Raw genomic sequence first — 19080 nt, forward strand, 5'->3', positions numbered from 1 at the left:
TTGTTACCAGGTCAGGCCGCCTGGAGCCCTTCCGCGCGAGCCAGCTCACGCAGCCGGCCCAGTGCCTGGATCTCCAGCTGGCGGATGCGCTCGCGGGACAGCGAGAACCGCGACGCGACCTCGGTCAGCGAGTGCTCCCGCCCGTCCTCCAGGCCGTAGCGGGCCCGCATGATGCCGGCGGAACGGTCGTCGAGGTGGTTGAGCAGACCCTCGATCCGCTGCCGCTCCAGGCCGGTGAGCACGATCTCCTCCGGCGACGGCGCGTCGCTGTCGGCGACCAGGTCGCCGAGGTTGGTGTCGCCGTCGTCGCCCACCGGGGTGTCCAGCGAGACGGTGTCCTGCGACCAGCGGACCAGCTCGTTGACCCGCTCGACGGTCACGCCGAGCGAGGCCGCGATCTGCTCCGGCTCCGGGTCGCCGCCCAGCTCACGGGTGAGCTGCCGGGCCACGTTGCGCATCCGGTTGACGTCCTCGACCAGGTGCACGGGAAGCCGTACGGTCCGCTCCTGCTGGGCGATCGCCCGGCTGATGGCCTGGCGGATCCACCAGGTCGCGTAGGTGGAGAACTTGAAGCCACGCTCGTAGTCGAACTTCTCGACCGCCCGGACCAGGCCGGTGTTGCCCTCCTGGATCAGGTCCAGCATGGGCATCCCGGAGCGCACGTAGCGCCGGGCGATCGACACGACCAGCCGCAGGTTCGCGCGGATGAACAGGTCCTTCGCGCGCTCACCCTCGACGACCAGCCGCTCCAGGTCCTCCCGGTCGACGCCGTCGGGGATCCGATCCTCGTCGAGCAGGTGCTCGGCGTAGAGGCCCGCCTCGATCGCCTTGGAGAGGTCGACCTCCCGGGCGGCGTCGAGCAGCGGCGTCCGGGAGATCTCGTGCAGGTAGACGCCGACCAGGTCCCGCTCCTCGGCGACCTCGTCGGTACGCATGCCGATGTTCTTGTCCACGATTGCCACGGTCCCCTCGCTCGCGCCGGTTGCCCGGTTCCTTGCCATCCCCACGTTCATCAGCCCTCCCCGTAACCTCCGCTGTGCCCGTAGGTGCTGACACCTACACAACAGATGTGACGCGTCGGGGATTCCATGTCGTGAGTCGAAACTGTCACGAATGCCTGAGTAGTAGCTGAGAGCCCGGTCCATGTTTCCTGTTAGCGGCCCGGTTCGGGCGCCTCGCGGGCGCCGTTTTCGGCGCACACCGGAGCTGCGAAATCGCCGTTCGCCCATGGAATGGCACCATTGCCTGTTCCATGAACACAGCGAGCCGCGTCACCGAGTCGTTGCGATCCTGGTCACTGCGAGATACGCGCCTGCGGACCGGTCGGTTCAGCCATGCTCAAGGATTACCCTCCGCCTCGTTGAACAATCCGTGCGGGAGGAGTCGTCCCCTCCCCGCACGTGATACGCGTCGCACCCGCCTGGCGGATGCGCCGGGCGGGTGGATCGGGCGGAACGGGACGGCCCGCGGCCGGGGCCGGAACCCTCAGGAGGCGAGCAGTTCGAGCGCGCCGCGTACCTGATGGGCGGAGCGGGCCAGCGCGGCCCGGGCGGCCGGCACCTCGGCGCCGGACACGAGCGCGACGAGTGCGGTCTTGAGGTCGCCGTCGGCCTCCCGCAGGGCGACCCGGCACACCTCCTCGGCGCAGCCGGTGGCCTCCATGAGAATAGAGATCATGCGGCCACGCAGTTTGGCGTTCGTGGCCACCATGTCGATCATCAGGTTCGAGTAGACCCGGCCCAGACGCACCATCACGGCCGTGGAGAACGTGTTGAGCACCAGCTTCTGCGCCGTGCCGGCCTTCATCCGGGTCGACCCGGTGACCACCTCCGGTCCGGTGTCCACCCCGATGAAGACGTCCACCGACGCGGCGGCCTCGGCCTCCGGATTCGCGCAGAGCAGCACCGTACCGGCCCCCTGCACCCGGGACGCGGCGAGCGCCCCGAGGACGTACGGGGTGCGCCCGCTGGCCGCCAGGCCCACCACGAGGTCGCCGGGGCGTACGCACTCGGTGGCGTCGGCGGCGCCGCCGCGCTCGTCGTCCTCGGCGTCCTCGACGGCGCGCCACATGGCGTCCGGGCCGCCCGCGAGGTGCGAGCAGAACCAGTGCCGGGGCGAGTTGAACGTGGGCGCCAGCTCGGCCGCGTCCAGCACGCCGAGGCGACCGGAGGTGCCGGCGCCGAAGTAGTGCACGCGGTGCCCGTCGCGCAGCGCGGCCACGGCCAGGTCGACCGTCTCGGCGATCTCGTCCAGCACGGCGGCTACCGCGGCCGGCACCCGCCGGTCCGCCTCGTTGATGACGGTGAGCACGTCCCGGGTGGACATCAGGTCGAGGTCGACGCTGTGCGGGTTGCGCCGCTCGGTCGGCGCGCCGACGCGCACCACCGGTCGCACCGCCGCCACGCCGTCGCGCTCCACCCGACCCGCCGTCATCCCCGCCTCCGCCCGGGGCCGACCCGGTGCGACTGGACCGCCTCGGCGGTGGCCTCCAGGGCCTTCTTGGTCCGGGCCCGGCTGCGGGCGGCCACCCCGACGAAGAGGCAGTCGACCACTGTGAGCTGGGCCAGCCGGCTGGCCGTCGCACCGGAGCGGTACGTCGTCTCCCGGGCGGCTGTGGTGAGCACGTGGTCCGCGACCTCGGTGATCGGCGAGCGCGGGAAGTTGGTCAGCGCCACGGTGGTGGCGCCGCGCGCCCGCGCCTGCTCCAGCACCTCGATGACGTCGGACGTGGTGCCGGTGTGCGAGATGCCGACGGCCACGTCGCCGCGGCCCAGCAGGGCGGCGGAGGTGAGCGCGGTGTGCACGTCCGGGAAGTAGAACGCGATGCGGCCGATGCGGTGCAGCTTCTGCTGGAAGTCGGAGGCGACGAAGCCGCTGGCGCCCGCGCCGTAGACGTCGATCCGGGCGGCCGCGCCGATCGCCTCGACGACCTGCTCGCAGACCGCCGGGTCGAGCTGCTCGGCGGTCTCCTCGACGGCCCGGGCGTCGTTGAACGCGATCGTGGCGATGATCTGGGCGAGGTCGGCGCCCGGCGGGATGTCGCCGCCGACCACGCGCGCGTCCGGCGGCTCGACCCGGCGGGCGGCCTCGGCGGCGAGCCGGATCCGCAACTGGGGATAGCCGTCCATGCCGACCGAGCGGCAGAAGCGGATCACTGTCGCCTCGGACGTCTCGGCGGCGGTGGCGAGGTCGGTGATCGTACGCCGGGCCGCGTCCGCCGGATCGGCGACGACCAGCCGGGCCACCCGCTGTTCGGCCGGGGACAGCGAGGGCAGCAGGCCGCTGATGTGGACGATCAGTCCACCGGGCTCGTGACTCGCAGAAATCTTCGAACTCTTCGCCACGGATGAAACTTACTTTCACGAGGCGTGAGCGTCAACCATGACACCGCGTATCGGGAAATTTACTGTCTTCCGTGCCCGCCCCGGGCCAAGGATCCCATTGTCGCAGCCCCACCGCCTCATCCGCTCCGGTCGACTCACTCCTGCCGCCCGACGTGCCGGTCCGCCGTCGCGCCGCAGGTCCTGCCCGGTCGGCCTCGACCCGGCGGGCCGGACGGCCCACCGGTCCGTCGCCAGGGCGGTTGGCTAGCGTGTGTCCATGACGGAACGCACGGTACTGGTGACCGGAGGCACGGGCGGGCTGGGCGGCGCGGTCACCGCCGCCTTCCTCGACGCCGGCTGGCGGGTGGTCGTACCCCAGCGGGAGCCCGGGACGGACGACGGCCCGGTCCGGGTCGTGGCCGACCTGCTGACCCCCGACGGGGCCGCGCGGGCGGTCGAGGCGGCGACCGCCGAGCCGGCCGCGCCGCTGCGCGCGGTGGTCAACCTCGTCGGCGGGTACGCGGCCGGCGGCCTGGTGCACGAGACCCCGGTCGACGACTTCGAGCGGATGCTGCGGCTCAACCTGCGCCCGACGTACCTGGTCACCCACGCGGCGCTGCCGCACCTCGTGGCGTCCGGCGACGGCGCGGTGGTCTGCGTCTCGGCCCGGGCGGCCCTCTCGCCGTTCCCCGGCGCCTCCGGCTACGTCACCGCCAAGGCCGCGGTGCGGGCGTTCGCCGAGGCGGTGGCGGTCGAGTACCGGCAGCGCGGCGTGCGGTGCAACACGGTGCTGCCGAGCGTCATCGACACCCCGGCCAACCGCGCCGCCCAGCCCGGCGCCGACCACGGGCGCTGGGTGCCGCCGGCCGAGATCGCCGAGGTGATCCGCTTCCTGGCCTCCCCCGAGTCCGCGCCGACCAGCGGCGCGAGCATCCCGGTCTACGGGCGGGCCTGAACCGGCACCGGCCCGTCCCGCCCGGCACCACCGGCCGGGCGTCGCGGCCCGGCCGGAGCCGGCCCGGCCGGAGCCGGCCCGGCCGGAGCCGGCCCGGGACCGGCGGACGGGTCGTCGGGCAGCCACTCGCTCAGGTGCGCCCGGATCCGGCGGGCCACCTCCTCCGGCGGGCCGTTGCCGTCCACCACCACGAAGCTGCCGTACTCCGGCAGTTCCCGGTAGGCGGCTGTCGCGGCGGTCAGCCACTCCATCGTCTCGTGGTCGGTGCCGCGCCGCTCGATCCGGCGGTACGCCTCGGCGGGGTCGACGGTGAGCAGGAACGTCACCCGGGGCGCCGGGAAGATCCGGTACCCGGCCCGGGCCAGCCGCTCCCACCGCTGCCCGCCGTGCGCCCGGATGCTGGCGTACTGGCAGGCGGACCACCTGTCCATCACGGCCGTCCGGCCGGTCACCAGGCAGCTGAGCAACGCGAGCGCGATGGCCAGCCACCGCAGCACCGACTCGACCACGAGCAGGCCGTCGCGCCCGACGAGCCGCTGCGCGTCCGGGCGGCCGACCCGCTGGGCGATGCGGCCGAGCCAGCGGCGGCCACCGGCGTTGCGGTGGTAGGTGGCGGGACGGCCGGCGGCGGTGAGCGCCTGGGCGAGCCGGTGGGCCTGGGTGGTCTTACCTGAGCCGTCGATGCCGATCAGGGCGACGGTGCGCAGTCGGGCTCTGCCCCGCCGCGTCCGCAGTGAGCTGGCCACCCTCCCGAGGTTATCCGACCGATGCTCACACGAACCCGTATGTCGCTTTCCTGCCCTGACGGGCCGATCGCGCCGCAACAGGTGTGACCGGAGCGTCCGCCGGGTACGCATCGTGGTCCCACCGCAGACATGACGACGAGGGAGCCGCAGATGGCCGAGCGCGGGGACGAGACCCTGGTGCACACGCTGAAGAAGGTCGCCGCCGTGCTCAAACAGTCCGAGATCCCGTTCGCTCTCGGTGGCAGCTTCGCGGTGTACGCGCACGGCGGCCACTCCAGCGACCACGACGTGGACTTCCTGCTCCGCGAGGCGGACGTCGACCGGGCGCTGGAGGCGCTGGTCGAGGCGGGCTTCACCGCCGAGCGCCCGCCGGAGGACTGGCTGGTCAAGGTCTACGACGAGGACCGGATGGTGGACCTGATCCACCGGCCGGTGGAGACGCCGGTCACCGAGGAGACGTTCGCCGACACGATCGTGCGCCCGGTCGACGCGATCCACATGCCGGTGCTCTCGGCCAGTCAGCTCATGGTGCACAAGCTGCTGAGCTTCTCCCAGCACTACTGCGACTTCGCCCGCGCCCTGCCGCTGGCCCGTTCGCTGCGGGAACAGATCGACTGGGAACGGGTACGGAAGGAGACGCAGCACTCGCCGTACGCGGAGGCGTTCCTGGTGCTGCTCGACCGGCTGGACGTGCTGCCCGGCGGCGCGCCCGGCGGAAGGGAGACCCTGTGACCGGACTGTCCGGCGACGTTCCCCCCGACGAGTACGTCGAGGCGGAGATCCAGAGCATGCTGGCCGAGGACCCCACCGTGGCCGAGCAGGGCATCACAGTGGTGCGGCGGGAGAACGGGCTTGTCCTCTACGGCGAGGTGGAGAGCCCGCACCGGCGGGAGGAGATCCTGCGGCGGGTGGCCGAGCGCTTCCCGGACACGCCCGTGACCAGCGACATCGGGGTGATCCGTACGCAGGCGCCCACCCAGGTCGAGGAGTTGCCGTGAGGGAGGTTCGATGGTGATCCGGATCGCCGCCGTGGGCGACGTGCATCTGGACGAGGACGTGGTGGGCCGGTTCCGTCCGGCGCTGGAGGAACTGCCCGGCTGCGCCGACGTGCTGCTGCTCGCCGGTGACCTGACCCGGCACGGCACCGAGGCCGAGGCGCGGTGCGTGGCCCAGGAGTTCGGCGACCTCGGCGTACCGGTGATCACCGTGCTCGGCAACCACGACCACCAGTGCGACGAGGTGCCGCAGGTGGTGAAGGTGCTGGAGGACGCCGGGATCACGGTGCTGGAGGGCACCGGCACTGTGGTGGACACCCCCGGCGGGCGGCTCGGGGTGGCCGGCGTGAAGGGGTTCGGCGGCGGGTTCGCCGGGCGGTGCGCCAGCGACTTCGGCGAGCCGGAGATGAAGGCGTTCGTGCGGACCACCCGGGAGAGCGCCGACGCGCTCACCGGCGCGCTGCTCTCACTGGAGTGCGACGCGCTCGTCGCGCTCACCCACTACTCCCCCGTACCGGACACGCTGGCCGGCGAGCCGCTGGAGATCTACCCGTTCCTCGGCTGCTACCAGCTCGGCCAGGCGATCGACTCCGCGCCCACCGCGCTGGCGCTGCACGGGCACGCCCACCACGGCACCGAGCGCGGCACCACACCGGGCGGGGTACGGGTCCGCAACGTGGCCCACCCGGTGATCAAACAGGCGTACAGCGTCTTCCACCTGGGCGGTGATCAGGTCGACTGACCGGGAGGTTTCCGGTAACGGGCGCACGGGTATTCAGCCGACATGGAGCTGATTCTCTGGATTCTCGCAGTCGTACTGGTGGTCGCCGGAATTCTCGCCCTGTTCCGCCGGCAGATCCTCTGGGGCATCGTCCTCATCGTCGTCGGCCTGCTGGTCGGCCCGGGTGGCGTCAGCATCTTCAACACGTAACCGCGGTTCTCGTACCCGCCGGGGTCGCCGGGCCCGGGCGTTCCGTCCTGCCGGACCGGAACGCCCGGGTCGGGTGACCCCGGCTTTTCCGCGTCCGGGTCCGGCGGCGCCCGGGCGTTTGCCGGGCCGGTCGAGCGGAAACATCTCGACCATGGAGCTGTCGCAGAGTGTCGCCCGGCGCACCACCGGAGCCCGTACGTGGTTGGCGCTGCTCGGCTTCGCCGCCGCCACCTTCGCCGCCGCCGCGATCGGCGGGCTGGGTGTCCAGGGCACCTCCGCCGAGTACCAGAGCCTGGAGCAGCCCGCCTGGGCGCCGCCGTCGTGGCTGTTCGGCCCGGTCTGGACCGTGCTCTACGCGCTCATCGCGATCGCCGGCTGGCTGGTCTGGCGCCGGGCCGGTTTCGGTCCCGCGGTCTGGGCCTGGGTGGTCCAGCTCGTGCTCAACGCGATCTGGACCCCGCTGTTCTTCGGCGCCGGGGCGTACGGGCTGGCGTTCGCCGAGATCGTGCTGATGTGGCTGGCGATCGGCGTGACGGTGGCCCTGTTCCGGCGCGTCTCCCGGCCGGCCACGCTGCTGATGCTGCCGTACTGGGCCTGGGTGACGTTCGCGTCCGCGCTGAACTTCGCGGTGTGGCGGCTGAACTCCTGACCGGTACGGGCGCGGGGGCCGCTCGCCCCCGCGCCCGCCGGGTTCAGCAGCGGGGTACGCCCGGGATGTAGCCGTCGTACCCGGTGTAGACGTAGGCGTCGGAGATGAACCGGCCGGAGCCGATCCGGTCCCAGATCGAGCTGGTGCCGTACGTGCCGGTGACGCTGGTGCCGCTGGTCTGGCACTGGATGGTCACCTTCGCCCCGTCGGCCACCGTGCCGACCGAGCTGTAGCCGGTGCCGGGGCCGGAGCGGACCGTCAGCGGGGAGCCGGCCGTGTTGACGGTGCCCTCGCCGGTGTTCGTCCCGCCGCAGCCGTTGTCGCTGGTGTAGGTCTTGGTGCCCCAGTAGAGCGCCTGGACCCCGTTGAACTTGATCTTCACGGAGCTGCCGTCGATGCGCTGCTCGTAGTGCAGGTGCGGGCCGGTGGAGCCGCCGGTCGTGCCGACGTAGCCGATCACCCGGCCGTAGCCGACGGTCTGCCCGACCGAGACGTTGAAGGCGTTCAGGTGGGCGTAGTAGGTGGTGTGACCGCCGCCGTGGTTGATCCGGACGTACTTGCCGTAGCTGGTGTCGCCGAGGTTGGTGACCACGTCGACGGTGCCGGGCGCGCTGGCCACCACCGGGTCGCCCAGGTCGTCGGTGCGGTTGAAGTCGATCGCGTTCGCCGGGCTGTGGTTGGTCCGGGTCTGGCCGGACCAGGACTGGTTGCACGGGAACGGGACCTTGAACGTCGGCGCGGCCATCGCCGGCGCGGCCGGCACGAGGGTCGCCGCCAGGACCGCCGCGCTCGCCCCGAGGGCGAGCCATCGCTTCCGCATCCACTACCTCCAATGTTGAAAGTCTTCAATGTGATGTGGACATCGTGACAGAAAGTTCCGTTCCCGGGAAGATTCGTGGGAGCGCACCCACCGCCCGTGGTCAGGGTTTCGGGATTGTTACCGGGCCGTGTCCGGCCAGGGGTGGACCCGACACGATGCAAGCGCTTACATGTGAGGACGACCATCGGACCGGCGCGGGTTCGATTCCCCCCACGCGCCGGCAAGGAAGGAGATCGGCATGGCGTTTGCCAGATCGCGCCAGGCGCTCGCGGTCGCCGGCGTCCTGGGGCTGGCGCTCGGCGTCGCCGCCTGCGGCACCGGCAACGACAAGAAGAGCAGCAACGCGGGCTCGGCCGAGTGCGGCGCATACGAGAAGTACGAGGGTCACGACGGCAAGAAGGTGACCATCTACTCCTCGATCCGTGACATCGAGGACGAGCGCCTCCAGCAGTCCTGGAAGGAGTTCGAGGACTGCACCGGCATCGAGATCGACCACGAGGGCTCCGGCGAGTTCGAGGCCCAGCTGCCGGTCCGGGTCGACGGCGGCAACGCCCCCGACCTCGCCTTCATCCCGCAGCCGGGTCTGCTGAAGCGGTTCGTCGACTCGGGCAAACTCAAGCCGGCCGGCGCCGACACCAAGGCCATGGCCGAGCAGAACTACTCCGCCGACTGGCTGAAGTACAGCACCGTCAACGGCCAGTTCTACGGCGCCCCGCTCGGCTCCAACGTGAAGTCCTTCGTGTGGTACTCGCCGAAGACCTTCAAGGAGAAGGGCTGGACCGTCCCCACCACGTGGGACGACCTGATCAAGCTCTCCGACCAGATCGCGGCCAGCGGCACCAAGCCGTGGTGCGCCGGCATCGAGTCCGGTGACGCCACCGGCTGGCCGGCCACCGACTGGATCGAGGACGTGCTGCTGCGCACCGGCGGCCCGGACGTCTACGACAAGTGGACCACCCACGAGATCCCGTTCAACGACCCGCAGGTGGCCGACGCGCTCAACCGGGCCGGCACCATCCTGAAGAACGAGAAGTACGTCAACGGCGGCTTCGGCGGCGTGAAGAGCATCGCCACCACCTCGTTCCAGGAGGCGGGCACGCCGATCACCACCGGCAAGTGCGCGCTGCACCGGCAGGCGTCCTTCTACGCCAACCAGTGGCCCGAGGGCACCAAGGTGGCCGAGGACGGCGACGTCTTCGCGTTCTACTTCCCGGCCATCGACCCGTCGAAGGGCAAGCCGGTTCTGGGCGGCGGCGAGTTCGTCGCGGCCTTCGCCGACCGTCCCGAGGTCCAGGCGGTGCAGACCTACCTGGCCTCCGGCGAGTACGCCAACAGCCGCGCCAAGATCGGTGACTGGGTCTCCGCGAACAAGAAGCTGGACCTGAACAACGTCCCGAACCCGGTGGACAAGCTCTCCGTGGGCATCCTCCAGGACGAGAAGACGGTCTTCCGCTTCGACGGCTCGGACCTGATGCCGGCCGCGGTCGGCGCCGGCACCTTCTGGAAGGGCATGGTGGCCTGGATCAACGGCAAGGACACCACCGCCGTCCTGAACGACATCGAGGGCAGCTGGAAGTGATCTAGCAGGTGGCCCGGTCCGGTTCCCCCGGACCGGGCCACCTCTGCTAGCCGAACCCTTGAGGGAGGGTCGATGGAGTTCGACTTCGCGGCGGAGCAGCCGAAGTTCCTCATGCTGATGTACGGGCTGATCGCCTTCGTCGCGGTGGTGGGCGGGCTGCTCCTGCTCCTCGACGTGGTGCCGTCGTTCTTCGCCCGGCGCCGGGAGGCACAGCTCGTCGCGGCCTCGGCCAGCGGCGCGCCGCTGCCCCGCCGGCGCAAGCAGGGCGAGGGCGCGTTCGCGTTCTTCTTCCTGTTGCCGACGCTGCTGCTGCTCGCCGTCGGGCTGGTGGTCCCCGCCGTCCGCACCACGCTGCTCTCCTTCATGGACTCCGGCAGCAACAACTGGGTGGGCCTGGACAACTACCGCTGGATGTTCGCCGAGGACTCGATCGTCCGGGTCCTGATCAACACGCTGATCTGGGTGCTGCTGGTGCCGCTGGTGGCCACCGCGTTCGGCCTGATCTACGCGGTCCTGGTGGACAAGGCCCGGTTCGAGGCCGTGGCCAAGTCCCTGATCTTCCTGCCGATGGCGATCTCGTTCGTCGGCGCCTCCATCATCTGGAAGTTCGTCTACGCCTACCGGGGCGAGGGCGACCAGATCGGCCTGCTCAACCAGATCGTGGTGAGCCTGGGCGGCGAGCCGAAGCAGTGGCTGCTGGACTCGCCGCTGAACACGTTCCTGCTCATCGTGATCATGGTGTGGATCCAGGCCGGTTTCGCGATGGTGGTGCTCTCCGCCGCGATCAAGGCCATCCCGGCCGACATCGTCGAGGCGGCCCGCCTGGACGGCACCACCCCGTGGCAGATGTTCTGGCGGATCACCATTCCGAGCATCCGGCCGGCGCTGATCGTCGTGGTGGTGACGATCTCCATCGCCACGCTCAAGGTCTTCGACATCGTCCGGACCTCCACGAACGGCAACTACGACACGAACGTGATCGCGACCGAGATGTACAACCAGGCGTTCCGCTACCAGGAGAACGGTCAGGGCTCGGCGCTGGCGGTGTTCCTGTTCGTCCTGGTGATCCCGATCGTGATCTACCAGATCCGCAACCTGCGCAAGCAGCGGGAGGGCTGAGATGACCACCGCCACGCCCACCGTCGGAGTCGGCGCCCAGGCCACCGAGCCGACCACCCGGAGCGCCCGGGTGCGCAAGCGCCTGAACAGCCGTACCGCCACGCTCGTGTCGATCGTCATCGCGATGCTCTGGACGATCCCGACCTTCGGCCTGTTCATCTCCTCGCTCCGGCCGGAGAACGAGATCAAGACCACCGGGTGGTGGACGTTCTTCACCAACCCGCAGATCACCCTGGAGAACTACCAGGAGGTGCTGTTCAGCCGCGGCTCGTCCGGGCAGCTGGCCAGCTACTTCATCAACTCGCTGGCGATCACCATCCCCTCGGTGCTCTTCCCCCTGGCCTTCGCGTCGCTCGCCGCGTACGCGCTGGCGTGGATGAACTTCAAGGGGCGGGACTGGGTCTACATCGGGATCTTCGCGCTCCAGATCGTGCCGTTGCAGATGGCCCTGGTGCCGCTGCTGCGGTTCTTCTCCACCGGCGTCACAGTCGCCGGGGTGCAGATCATGCCCGCGTGGGACCTGGTCGACGAGCAGAAGTTCGCCCAGGTGTGGTTCGCGCACACCTGCTTCGCGCTTCCGTTCGCCGTGTTCCTGCTGCACAACTTCATCTCGCAGCTCCCCGGCGACCTGATGGAGGCGGCCCGGGTCGACGGGGCCACCCACCCGAAGATCTTCCGCACCATCGTGCTGCCGCTGATCATGCCCGCGCTGGCGGCGTTCGGCATCTTCCAGTTCCTCTGGGTCTGGAACGACCTGCTGGTCGCGCTGATCTTCGCCGGTGGCGGCGACGAGACCGCCCCGATGACCGTCCGGCTCGCGGAGCTGGCCGGCACCCGGGGCAACGAGTGGCAGCGGCTGACGGCCGGCGCGTTCGTGTCGATCGTCGTACCGCTGATCGTGTTCCTGTCCCTCCAGCGCTTCTTCGTGCGAGGTCTGCTCGCCGGCAGCGTCAAGGGTTGATCCGGCGCCCCGCCGCCGGCACGGCCGGCGGCGGGGCCCGGGTCACAGCGGGGAGCTCACGATGACCAAGATTGACGACGTCGCCCGTCTGGCCGGGGTCTCCACGGCCACCGTCTCCCGGGCGCTGCGGGGCCTGCCGACGGTCTCGGCCGCGACCCGCCGCCGGGTGCTCGCCGCCGCCGAACAACTCCAGTACGCGGTGTCGCCCAGCGCGAGCCGGCTGGCCGGCGGCCGGACCGGCACGGTGGCGGTCGTGGTGCCCCGGATCACCAGGTGGTTCTTCGGCACGGTGGTCGAGGCGGTCGAGGAGTTCCTCCAGGACAGCGGCTACGACCTGCTGCTCTACAACCTCGGCGGCCGGGAGCGGACCCGGCAGCGGGTGCTGCGCACGGCCAGCCTGCACAAGCGCGTGGACGCGATCATCCTGGTCGCGACCCCGCTGCGCGCGGCCGACGTGCACGCGCTGACGAAGCTGGACCTGCCGGGCGTGACGATCAGCTCCGGCAGCGAGGTGCCCGGGTGGCCCTGCGTCCGGATCGACGACGTGGCCGCCGCCCGGACCGCCACCCGCCACCTGCTCGACCTCGGCCACACCCGGATCGCGCACATCTCCGGCGACCCGGACGACGAACTGGCCTTCACCACCCACCTGGACCGGCGGCGCGGCTACCAGGAGGCGTTGCGGGCCGCCGGCATCGGCCTCGATCCGAGCCTCGACGTCGAGTCGCGGTTCACCATCGACGGCGGCACCCGCGCCACTGCCGAGCTGCTGGCCCGGGGCGAGCCGCCGACCGCCATCTTCGCCGCCTGCGACGAGATGGCGATGGGCGCGATCACCGCGCTGCGTGACGCCGGGCTGCGGGTGCCGCAGGACGTGAGCGTGATGGGCATCGACGACCACGACCTGGCCGGCGTGCTCGGGCTCTCGACGATCGCCCAGCCCGCCGCCGACCAGGGGTCGCTCGCCGCCCGCATCCTGCTCGACCCGCTCGGCGTACGGGCCACCGAGCCGTATCCCGGCCTGGTGCCCGCGCCGCGCGGCGCCGACACCGGCGACGGGACACCACCCCCGGTGATCCTGCCCACTCGCCTGGTGGTGCGTGAATCGACCGCGCCGCCCCGGGCACACTGAACGAACTCGCTCGTCACCGCACCACCCAGACAGGAGTAAGGCGCTGAACACCGACGCGACGCAGCAGGCCCCGGGCACCGGCTGGTGGACCGAGGCGGTCATCTACCAGGTCTACCCGCGCTCGTTCGCCGACTCCGACGGCGACGGGATCGGTGACCTGCCGGGCATCACGTCCCGGCTCGACCACCTCGCCGAGCTGGGAGTCGACGCGGTCTGGCTGTCCCCGTTCTACCCGTCCCCGCAGGCCGACGCCGGGTACGACGTGTCCGACTACCGCGACGTCGATCCGCTGTTCGGCACGCTCGCCGACGCCGACAAGCTGATCGCCGAGGCGAAGGCCCGCGGGCTGCGGGTGATCGTCGACCTGGTGCCCAACCACACGTCGTCCGCGCACCGCTGGTTCACCGCGGCCGTGGCGGCCGCGCCGGGCAGCCCGGAGCGGCAGCGGTACGTCATCCGCGACGGCAAGGGCCCGGACGGCGCCGAGCCGCCGAACGACTGGGTGAGCGTCTTCGGCGGCCCCGCCTGGACGCGGCTGCCCGACGGGCAGTGGTACCTGCACCTGTTCGACGCCGGCCAGCCCGACCTCAACTGGGACAACCCGGAGGTCCGCGCCGAGTTCCTCGACGTGCTGCGCTTCTGGCTGGACCGGGGCGTGGACGGCTTCCGGGTGGACGTGGCGCACGGCCTGATCAAGCAGGCCGACCTCGCCGACTGGCAGGAGCCGCAGGAGATCCTCTCCGGCAGCGAGGTGGACAAGCCGCGCCCGCCGATGTGGGACCAGGACGGCGTGCACGAGATCTACCGGGAGTGGCGCCGGGTGCTCGACTCGTACCCCGGTGAGCGGATCCTGGTCGCCGAGGCGTGGGTGGAGCCGGCCGAGCGGCTGGCCCGGTACGTGCGCCCGGACGAGATGCACCAGGCGTTCAACTTCGAGTACCTGCTGGCCGCGTGGAGCGCGCCGGCCCAGTACGCGGTGATCACCCGCTCGCTGGAGGCCACCGACGCGGTCGGCGCGCCGACCACCTGGGTGCTGTCCAACCACGACGTGGTCCGCCACGCCTCCCGGCTCGGGCTCGGCACCGCCGGCGGCCGGGCCAACGGCGTCGGCGTCGACGACCCGCAGCCGGACGCCGCGCTGGGCCTGCGCCGGGCCCGCGCGGCCAGCCTGCTGATGCTCGCGCTGCCCGGCTCCGCCTACCTCTACCAGGGCGAGGAACTGGGCCTGCCGGAGCACACCACGCTGCCCGACGAGGCCCGGCAGGACCCGACCTGGAAGCGCAGCGGCCACACCGAGCGCGGCCGGGACGGCTGCCGGGTGCCGATCCCGTGGGAGGCCGACGCCCCGTCGTACGGCTTCGGGCCGACCGACGCGAGCTGGCTGCCCCAGCCGCCGGTGTGGGCCGAGTACGCGCTGGACCGGCAGCGCGGCGTGCCCGGTTCGACGTACGAGCTGTACCGGACCGCGCTGCGGCTGCGCCGCGAGCACGCGCTGGCCCGGGGCCCGCTGCGGTTCCTGACCTCCGGCGACGAGGTGCTCACGTTCACCAACGGCGACCTGACCGTGCTGACCAACTTCGGCGCCGACCCGGCGCCGCTGCCGGCCGGCGCCCAGGTGCTGGTGTCGAGCGCGCCGCTGGACGGCGACGCCGTGCCGACCGACGTGACGGTCTGGTTCCGGAGCTGACGCGGTGGCCCCGCCGGACGGTCACCGTCCGGCGGGGCCCTCGCTCTCCAACCGGCCGGCGCGGGCGTGCAGCAGGTCGTGCACCTGCGCGATGTCCCGGGGCGAGGTGCGGGCGGCCAGCCAGTACATGATCCCGGTCGGGATGAAGAAGAGCTGGAACGCGGCCAGCCCGACCGCGTAGTTCAGCGGCGGCGGGAAGGCCGCCCGCAGCGCGGCGAACGCCACCCCGACCAGCCCGTTGCCCGCCGCCCGGCCCACGCCGTTGACCAGGTTGCCCAGGCTGTAGACGGTGCCCCGGTGCTCGGGCGGGTTGACGTCGGCGATCAGGGCGAACCAGTTCGGCGAGTTCGCCGACGTCAGCGCCAGCGCCACCACGGCGGTGAGCAGGCTCAGCCCCACCGACGGCTCGGTGAACACGCTGGACAGCACGGCAGTCACCACCGCGCCGGAACCGGCGCCGTCGGGCACGTCGATGCGGATCGGCACGAAGAACAGGACCAGGTAGAACGGCAGCGCCGCGAGGATGCCGACGGCCGCGACCATGGCCCGGCCGCTGGGCGTACGCCGTTGCAGCGCGTCGCCCACCAGACCGCCCACGATGGACAGCACGCCGCCGAGCTGGAACAGCGTGGCGAAGACGCTGCCCACCACCACCGCCGTGGCGGGCGAGTAGCCCTGCGCCTCGGCCCGCTGGCTGAACAGCACCGGCAGCCAGACCAGCGAGCCGAACGCGGCCTGGGCGGTGAGCCCCTGGAGGATCAGCCAGCGGTTGGTCCGGCGGGCCAGGATCCGGGGCAGGTCGGCACGGCTGATCCGGTAGTCGTACTCGTTCCCGGCGTCGATCGCCCCGGCCAGCTCCGGTTCGCTCTGCCCGCGCCGGATGTCGTAGGTGAACAGGTACGCCACCGTGGCGGCCAGACCCACGCCGGTCAGCAGCAGGAACGGCCGTCGCCAGTCGGTCGCGCCGAGCACGCCGCCGAGCAGCGTCCCGGCCAGCGTGCCGACGCCCTGGGACAGGCCCCAGAAGCTCATCACCAGGCCCCGGCGGCGCGGTGAGATCAGGTCGGTGACCACCGAGAAACCGACCGACCCCACCGCGCCGAGTCCGACCGCGCCGACGAACTGCGCGATCAGGAACGTCGCGTACCCACCGGCGAGCGCGCTGCCGCCGGTGCCGGCCGCCCAGAGCAGCGTGCCGACCATGAGCAGCGGCTTGCGGTTGGTGCGGTCGCCGACGTACGCCCAGCCCACCGCCGCCACCGCGCTGACCAGGAAGCTGACGGCGGTGACCAGGCCGAGCATCCGCTGGGGTACGTCCAGCGCGGTGGAGATCGGCCCGTACAGCGGGGGCACCAGGCCGATCGCCACGTTGTCCAGCGAGGCGAGCACCACGAAGACCACGACGCTGTAGAACCGGTGTGCCGCGTTCCCGCGCCGGGAGATCCTGGTGCCCGTCATGCCGGGCAGCAAATCAGGTGCAGGTCACCTGCGCAGCACGACCCCCCGTACCGGCGTCATCCCCGCGCCTCGGCGTAGCGCTCGCGGATGGCGGGCACCGCGTCGCCGGTGTACTCCTCGGTGTCGCCGATCGACCAGGCGGGCGGGGTGTCGCCACCCAGCGCCACCCAGGCGGCCTGCCGGGCCGCGCCGTCGGCCACGTACTCCCCCGGCGGCGGCACCACCACCGGGCGGCCGAATACCTGCGGCGCGATCCGGCGCACGGCCGCGGACCGCGCGCCGCCGCCGACCAGGATGATCCGGTCGGCGCGGGCGCCCTGCGCGATCAGCGCGTCCAGGCCGTCGGCCAGCCCGCAGAGCATGCCCTCGACGGCGGCCCGGGCCAGGTGCGCCGGGGTCGAGGTGCCGAGCGTGAGGCCGTGCAGGGTGCCGGTGGCGTGCGGCCGGTCCGGCGTCCGCTCCCCCTCCAGGTACGGCACCAGCACCAGCCCGTCCGCACCCGGCGGGGCGGACAGGGCCAGTTCGCCGAGCGTGTCGAGGTCGACGCCGAGGAGCGTCGCGGCGGCGTCCAGCACCCGGGCCGCGTTGAGCGTGCACACGAGCGGCAGGAACCGGCCGGTCGCGTCGGCGAATCCGGCCACCGCGCCGCCGGCGTCGGCGGCCGGCGTGTCCGCCACCGCGAACACGGTGCCGGAGGTGCCGATCGAGACGACCACGTCGCCCGGACCGGCCCCGGCCCCGAGCGCCGCGGCGGCGTTGTCCCCGGTGCCCGGCCCGAGGAGCACCGGGCCGGCGGCACCGGTTCCCGGGCTCCCGGCCGTACCGGACGCCGCGCCGCCGCCGAGCACCGCCGGGTCGAGGTGCCCGGCCGCCTCGGCCGGGCCGAGCACGACCGGCACCTTCGGGCGCCGGCCGAAGGCCCGCTCCAGCAGGTCCAGCCGGTACTCGCCGGTGCGCGGCGACCAGTAGCCGGTGCCGCTGACGTCGCCCCGGTCGGTGCGCAGCGCGTCCAGGCCCGGAGCGCCCGCCAGCCGCCAGGTGAGCCAGTCGTGCGGCAGGCAGACCGCTGCCACCCGGTCGGCGTTGTCCGGCTCGTGCCGGGCCAGCCAGCGCAGCTTCGTCGCGGTGAAGCTGGCCACCGGCACCGCGCCGGTCGCCTCGGCCCAGAACCGGCGGCCGGTCTCCCCGCCGCCGGCCTCCTCGACCAGTTCCCGGGCCGCGTCGGCGGAACGCGTGTCGTTCCACAGCAGCGCCGGGCGGACCACCTCACCTGAGGCGTCCAGGCAGACCATGCCGTGCTGCTGACCGCCGACCGAGACGGCTGCCACGTCGGCCAGGCCACCGGCCTCGGCGACCGCCGCCCGCAGGGCCTCCCACCAGGCGTACGGGTCGACCTCGGTGCCGGGCGGGTGCGGCGCGCGGCCCTGCCGGACCAGCGCGCCGGTCTCCGCGTCCCGGACGACCACCTTGCAGGACTGGGTCGACGAGTCGACCCCCGCGACGAGCGGCATGGCGGCCCGCCTCAGCGCGCGCCGAGCACGTGCTCGACGGCGAGCTGGTTGAGCCGGACGAAGCCGAAGCCCTTCGCCCCGGCGGCCTCCGGGTCGAACTCCTCGAACGCGGTCCGGTCGGCCAGCAGCTCGCGGTAGCCCTCACCGGGGTTGAGCGTCGGGGTGGCCAGCTCGGCCACCCGGGCGGCGGCGAGCGCCTCGACCACCTCCGGGTCGGCGCGGAACGCCGCGGCCCGCTCCTTGAGCAGCAGGTACGTCCGCATGTTCGCCTCGGCGGAGGCCCACACGCCGGTCATGTCCTCGGTGCGGGACGGCTTGTAGTCGAAGTGGCGCGGGCCGTCGTAGGCCGGGCCGCCGTTCGGGCCGCCGTGCTCCAGCAGGTCGACCAGGGCGAACGCGTTGAGCAGGTCGCCGTGGCCGAAGACCAGGTCCTGGTCGTACTTGATGCCGCGCTGGCCGTTGAGGTCGATGTGGAACAGCTTGCCCTGCCAGAGCGCCTGGGCGATGCCGTGGGCGAAGTTCAGCCCGGCCATCTGCTCGTGCCCGACCTCCGGGTTGAGCCCGACCATCTCGGGGCGGGCCAGCGTGGAGATGAAGCCGAGCGCGTGCCCGACGGTGGGCAGCAGGATGTCGCCCCGGGGCTCGTTCGGCTTCGGCTCCAGCGCGAAGCGCAGGTCGTAGCCGTTGTCGACGACGTACTCGCAGAGCAGGTCGACCGCCTCACGGTAGCGGTCCAGCGCGGCCTGGACGTCCTTGGCCACGTCGTACTCGGCGCCCTCCCGGCCGCCCCACATGACGAACGTCTTCGCGCCCATCTCGGCGGCCAGGTCGATGTTGCGCAGCACCTTGCGCAGCGCGTACCGGCGCACGTCGCGGTCGTTGCTGGTGAAGCCGCCGTCCTTGAACACCGGGTGGTTGAACAGGTTGGTGGTGACCATCGGCACGACCAGGCCGGTCTCGTCGAGGGCCTTGCGGAAGCGGCTCAGCCGGGCGTCGCGGGTGGCCGCGTCCGCGCCGAACGGGACCAGGTCGTCGTCGTGGAAGGTGATGCCGTACGCGCCCAGCTCGGCGAGCCGGTGCACCGCCTCGACGGCGTCCAGCTCGGGGCGGGTGGCGTCCCCGAACGGGTCACGGGCCGGCCAGCCCACCGTCCAGAGGCCGAAGGAGAACTTGTCCGCGGGGGTGGGGCGGGGTGCCATGGCAGACCTCCAGGT

18 protein-coding genes and 1 pseudogene are annotated in these 19080 nt (G+C 72.2%); 11 read left to right on the top strand and 8 right to left on the bottom strand.

The window, feature by feature from the left end:
• Positions 1–11: 11 nt before the first annotated feature.
• From M8C11_RS16795 to M8C11_RS16805, 3 genes are all read right to left on the bottom strand, one after another.
• Entirely contained in the window at positions 12–1001 is a 990-nt protein-coding gene (locus tag M8C11_RS16795; protein ID WP_252450591.1) for an RNA polymerase sigma factor RpoD/SigA, read from the bottom strand.
• Positions 1002–1485: 484 nt separating this feature from the next.
• A complete protein-coding gene (gene murQ / locus M8C11_RS16800) occupies positions 1486–2433 on the bottom strand; it encodes an N-acetylmuramic acid 6-phosphate etherase (protein ID WP_252450324.1) in 948 nt (315 codons plus the stop codon).
• Positions 2430–3344 (bottom strand): MurR/RpiR family transcriptional regulator, encoded by a 915-nt coding sequence (locus tag M8C11_RS16805; protein ID WP_120573490.1) that lies wholly within the window; start codon positions 3342–3344, stop codon positions 2430–2432. Before M8C11_RS16805 ends, murQ begins: the two co-directional genes overlap by 4 nt.
• A 256-nt stretch (positions 3345–3600) precedes the next feature.
• Between M8C11_RS16805 and M8C11_RS16810 the strand changes: the two genes are divergently transcribed.
• The gene (locus M8C11_RS16810; RefSeq protein ID WP_252450333.1) at positions 3601–4278 is read left to right on the top strand and encodes an SDR family NAD(P)-dependent oxidoreductase; all 678 of its coding nucleotides are present in this window, start codon (positions 3601–3603) and stop codon (positions 4276–4278) included.
• Here M8C11_RS16810 and M8C11_RS16815 read toward each other — a convergent pair.
• Positions 4263–5024, bottom strand: a complete 762-nt coding sequence (locus tag M8C11_RS16815) for a dTMP kinase (RefSeq protein ID WP_252450335.1) — start codon at positions 5022–5024, stop codon at positions 4263–4265. The genes M8C11_RS16810 and M8C11_RS16815 overlap by 16 nt on opposite strands.
• A gap of 150 nt (positions 5025–5174) precedes the next feature.
• Between M8C11_RS16815 and M8C11_RS16820 the strand changes: the two genes are divergently transcribed.
• The 5 genes and pseudogenes from M8C11_RS16820 to M8C11_RS16840 all read left to right on the top strand — a co-directional run bounded on the left by M8C11_RS16820 (position 5175) and on the right by M8C11_RS16840 (position 7599).
• A complete protein-coding gene (locus M8C11_RS16820; RefSeq protein WP_043328811.1) occupies positions 5175–5756 on the top strand; it encodes a nucleotidyltransferase in 582 nt (193 codons plus the stop codon).
• A 56-nt stretch (positions 5757–5812) separates the two neighbouring features.
• On the top strand, positions 5813–6022 hold the full coding sequence (locus tag M8C11_RS16825) for a hypothetical protein (RefSeq protein WP_225853111.1): 210 nt from the start codon (positions 5813–5815) through the stop codon (positions 6020–6022).
• Positions 6023–6032: 10 nt separating this feature from the next.
• Positions 6033–6813: pseudogene (locus tag M8C11_RS16830) on the top strand (metallophosphoesterase).
• A complete protein-coding gene (locus tag M8C11_RS16835; protein WP_013288160.1) occupies positions 6804–6950 on the top strand; it encodes a GPGG-motif small membrane protein in 147 nt (48 codons plus the stop codon). Before M8C11_RS16830 ends, M8C11_RS16835 begins: the two are co-directional and overlap by 10 nt.
• 151 nt (positions 6951–7101) lie before the next feature.
• A complete protein-coding gene (locus M8C11_RS16840) occupies positions 7102–7599 on the top strand; it encodes a TspO/MBR family protein (protein WP_252450339.1) in 498 nt (165 codons plus the stop codon).
• A gap of 43 nt (positions 7600–7642) precedes the next feature.
• Here M8C11_RS16840 and M8C11_RS16845 read toward each other — a convergent pair whose 3' ends face one another.
• Complete coding sequence (locus tag M8C11_RS16845) at positions 7643–8419, bottom strand: M23 family metallopeptidase (RefSeq protein ID WP_120573485.1); 777 nt, start codon at positions 8417–8419, stop codon at positions 7643–7645.
• A 238-nt stretch (positions 8420–8657) separates the two neighbouring features.
• On the opposite strand from M8C11_RS16845, the gene M8C11_RS16850 reads away from it, so the two are divergent.
• From M8C11_RS16850 to M8C11_RS16870, 5 genes are all read left to right on the top strand, one after another.
• A complete protein-coding gene (locus tag M8C11_RS16850; RefSeq protein ID WP_120573484.1) occupies positions 8658–9998 on the top strand; it encodes an ABC transporter substrate-binding protein in 1341 nt (446 codons plus the stop codon).
• A gap of 72 nt (positions 9999–10070) precedes the next feature.
• Positions 10071–11117: a carbohydrate ABC transporter permease gene (locus M8C11_RS16855; RefSeq protein ID WP_252450341.1), complete on the top strand. Its 1047-nt coding sequence runs from the start codon at positions 10071–10073 to the stop codon at positions 11115–11117.
• A gap of 1 nt (position 11118) precedes the next feature.
• Entirely contained in the window at positions 11119–12078 is a 960-nt protein-coding gene (locus M8C11_RS16860) for a carbohydrate ABC transporter permease (RefSeq protein WP_120573482.1), read from the top strand.
• A gap of 61 nt (positions 12079–12139) precedes the next feature.
• The gene (locus M8C11_RS16865) at positions 12140–13210 is read left to right on the top strand and encodes a LacI family DNA-binding transcriptional regulator (protein ID WP_252450350.1); all 1071 of its coding nucleotides are present in this window, start codon (positions 12140–12142) and stop codon (positions 13208–13210) included.
• 43 nt (positions 13211–13253) lie between these two features.
• Positions 13254–14897, top strand: a complete 1644-nt coding sequence (locus M8C11_RS16870; RefSeq protein ID WP_252450593.1) for an alpha-amylase family glycosyl hydrolase — start codon at positions 13254–13256, stop codon at positions 14895–14897.
• 21 nt (positions 14898–14918) lie between these two features.
• Here the strand turns inward: M8C11_RS16870 and M8C11_RS16875 are convergent, their stop codons facing one another.
• The 3 genes from M8C11_RS16875 to xylA are packed head-to-tail and all read right to left on the bottom strand — an operon-like array spanning position 14919 to position 19065.
• Positions 14919–16355 (bottom strand): MFS transporter, encoded by a 1437-nt coding sequence (locus M8C11_RS16875; protein WP_252450352.1) that lies wholly within the window; start codon positions 16353–16355, stop codon positions 14919–14921.
• 56 nt (positions 16356–16411) lie between these two features.
• Positions 16412–17866, bottom strand: a complete 1455-nt coding sequence (gene xylB / locus M8C11_RS16880) for a xylulokinase (protein ID WP_252450354.1) — start codon at positions 17864–17866, stop codon at positions 16412–16414.
• Positions 17867–17877: 11 nt separating this feature from the next.
• Positions 17878–19065, bottom strand: coding sequence for a xylose isomerase (xylA, locus tag M8C11_RS16885; RefSeq protein ID WP_013288170.1), 1188 nt, complete (start codon positions 19063–19065; stop codon positions 17878–17880).
• Between the last annotated feature and the right edge of the window lie 15 nt (positions 19066–19080).

The organism is Micromonospora sp. CPM1 (assembly GCF_023896895.1).
Taxonomy (GTDB): domain Bacteria; phylum Actinomycetota; class Actinomycetes; order Mycobacteriales; family Micromonosporaceae; genus Micromonospora; species Micromonospora tulbaghiae.

Excerpts from the sequence above, each read along its gene's own strand:
- M8C11_RS16795 (WP_252450591.1), bottom strand. The coding sequence starts at position 1,001 with ATGGCAAGGAACCGGGCAACCGGCGCGAGCGAGGGGACCGTGGCAATC.
- murQ (WP_252450324.1), bottom strand. The coding sequence starts at position 2,433 with ATGACGGCGGGTCGGGTGGAGCGCGACGGCGTGGCGGCGGTGCGACCG.
- M8C11_RS16810 (WP_252450333.1), top strand. The coding sequence starts at position 3,601 with ATGACGGAACGCACGGTACTGGTGACCGGAGGCACGGGCGGGCTGGGC.
- M8C11_RS16820 (WP_043328811.1), top strand. The coding sequence starts at position 5,175 with ATGGCCGAGCGCGGGGACGAGACCCTGGTGCACACGCTGAAGAAGGTC.
- M8C11_RS16825 (WP_225853111.1), top strand. The coding sequence starts at position 5,813 with ATGCTGGCCGAGGACCCCACCGTGGCCGAGCAGGGCATCACAGTGGTG.
- M8C11_RS16835 (WP_013288160.1), top strand. The coding sequence starts at position 6,804 with ATGGAGCTGATTCTCTGGATTCTCGCAGTCGTACTGGTGGTCGCCGGA.
- M8C11_RS16840 (WP_252450339.1), top strand. The coding sequence starts at position 7,102 with ATGGAGCTGTCGCAGAGTGTCGCCCGGCGCACCACCGGAGCCCGTACG.
- M8C11_RS16845 (WP_120573485.1), bottom strand. The coding sequence starts at position 8,419 with ATGCGGAAGCGATGGCTCGCCCTCGGGGCGAGCGCGGCGGTCCTGGCG.
- M8C11_RS16850 (WP_120573484.1), top strand. The coding sequence starts at position 8,658 with ATGGCGTTTGCCAGATCGCGCCAGGCGCTCGCGGTCGCCGGCGTCCTG.
- M8C11_RS16855 (WP_252450341.1), top strand. The coding sequence starts at position 10,071 with ATGGAGTTCGACTTCGCGGCGGAGCAGCCGAAGTTCCTCATGCTGATG.
- M8C11_RS16860 (WP_120573482.1), top strand. The coding sequence starts at position 11,119 with ATGACCACCGCCACGCCCACCGTCGGAGTCGGCGCCCAGGCCACCGAG.
- M8C11_RS16865 (WP_252450350.1), top strand. The coding sequence starts at position 12,140 with ATGACCAAGATTGACGACGTCGCCCGTCTGGCCGGGGTCTCCACGGCC.
- M8C11_RS16875 (WP_252450352.1), bottom strand. The coding sequence starts at position 16,355 with ATGACGGGCACCAGGATCTCCCGGCGCGGGAACGCGGCACACCGGTTC.
- xylB (WP_252450354.1), bottom strand. The coding sequence starts at position 17,866 with ATGCCGCTCGTCGCGGGGGTCGACTCGTCGACCCAGTCCTGCAAGGTG.
- xylA (WP_013288170.1), bottom strand. The coding sequence starts at position 19,065 with ATGGCACCCCGCCCCACCCCCGCGGACAAGTTCTCCTTCGGCCTCTGG.